The sequence below is a fragment of the Streptomyces anatolicus genome, assembly GCF_019400875.1.
Taxonomy (GTDB): Bacteria; Actinomycetota; Actinomycetes; order Streptomycetales; family Streptomycetaceae; genus Streptomyces; species Streptomyces anatolicus.
The window spans coordinates 1-1,293 of record NZ_WMBF01000833.1 but is presented as its reverse complement, the minus strand read 5'-3'; the positions used below and the strand labels follow the sequence as shown (position 1 = coordinate 1,293).

3 protein-coding genes are annotated in these 1,293 nt (G+C 70.5%); all 3 read left to right on the top strand.

Features of this window, described 5'->3' with window-relative positions; genetic code table 11:
- Positions 1-181: 181 nt before the first annotated feature.
- Positions 182-379: a MarR family transcriptional regulator gene (locus GKQ77_RS32815; RefSeq protein WP_030790194.1), complete on the top strand. Its 198-nt coding sequence runs from the start codon at positions 182-184 to the stop codon at positions 377-379.
- A gap of 188 nt (positions 380-567) precedes the next feature.
- Positions 568-888 carry a heavy-metal-associated domain-containing protein gene (locus tag GKQ77_RS32810; RefSeq protein WP_219692792.1) on the top strand — a complete coding sequence of 107 codons (321 nt, stop codon included), beginning with the start codon at positions 568-570 and terminating at the stop codon, positions 886-888.
- A gap of 197 nt (positions 889-1,085) precedes the next feature.
- Positions 1,086-1,293, top strand: a 208-nt coding sequence (locus GKQ77_RS32805) for a cation transporter (RefSeq protein WP_258022362.1), incomplete at its 3' end; no start/stop codon positions are given.

Sequence of the window (1,293 nt, the reverse complement as noted above, 5' to 3'; positions counted from 1 at the left end):
CTCTTTTCCTGTCACACATGTCTCACGTACGCGGCCCTTACGTCACAGCCGGTCCACAGCCGGGCCCCAGCGGTCACTCTGCGTCGTTCACCGGGCACAGGCTGAATGATCGCCGCGCGTCGCGCCCAGTTCCCCCGTCGGCCTCTCCGGCCGCCCTGGGCGCACGCAGGGAGGTGCCACGATGACCGACCGCAGGCTCTGGTCGTACAAAGAGATCGCCGCGCACATCCGGGTGCAGCCCGACACCGTGCGCTCCTACCGCAAGCACGGACTACTGCCCGACCCCGACCACGTGGAGAGCGGCAAGCCCTTCTGGTACGCGGACACGATCCGCGCCTGGGTGGCGGCCCGTCCCGGCAACCGCGGACGCAGAGGCTGACGCCCCGCGAGCGCGCCCGGGCCGCCTCCGGGTCGCGTTGAGAAATACCCCCTAGGGGTATAGTGTGTTGAGTGTCAGGGGGTCCAGGGGACTCCGGGACCCCCTCCCGCACGTTACGTCGCATACGTACACGCGTCGCACACGCACACACGTCGCATACGTACACACGCCTTTCCGAGGAGAACGACATGAGCGCCCAGACCGAGCTTCCCCAGGCCGCGTCCGAGACGACCGGCTCCTGCTGCTCCCCCAGCGGTTCCTGCCACTCCGGCTCCGCCGAGGCCCCGCAGGGCGCCGTCACCACGGTGTACGAGGTGGCGGGGATGACCTGCGCCCACTGCGAGGGCGCCGTCTCCGCCGAGATCTCGGAGATCGCGGGCGTCACCTCCGTCAAGGCCGTCGCCGCCACCGGCCAGGTCCCCGTCGTCTCCGAGGCCCCGCTGGACGAGGCCGCGGTGCGCGCCGCGGTCGACGAGGCGGGCTACGAACTGGTCGGCGCCAAGGCCTGACCGGCGACCCGCCGGTAATCCGGGCTCTGTGGTGTCGGCGCCGACACCACGGGGCCCGTTGCCGTTTCACCAGCCCAGAGGTGTACGAAAGAGTCATGACGGAAGTCTCCGAAGTCTCCGCTGCCCCTGATGCCTCGGCTGTCCCCGATGCCTCCGGGGCCTCCGGCGTCTCCCAGGTCGAACTCGCCGTCGGCGGGATGACCTGCGCCTCCTGCTCCTCCCGCATCGAGCGGAAGCTGAACCGCGTGGCGGGCGTGACCGCCGCCTCGGTCAACCTCGCCACGGAGAAGGCGAAGGTCACCTACGCCGACGGAGTCGAGGTCGCCCAGCTGATCGCCCTCGTCGAGAAGCTGGGCTACACCGCCGAGGAGATCGTCCCGCCCCCACCGGAGCCCGAGCCGGGCC

Excerpts from the sequence above, each read along its gene's own strand:
- GKQ77_RS32815 (WP_030790194.1), top strand. The coding sequence starts at position 182 with ATGACCGACCGCAGGCTCTGGTCGTACAAAGAGATCGCCGCGCACATC.
- GKQ77_RS32810 (WP_219692792.1), top strand. The coding sequence starts at position 568 with ATGAGCGCCCAGACCGAGCTTCCCCAGGCCGCGTCCGAGACGACCGGC.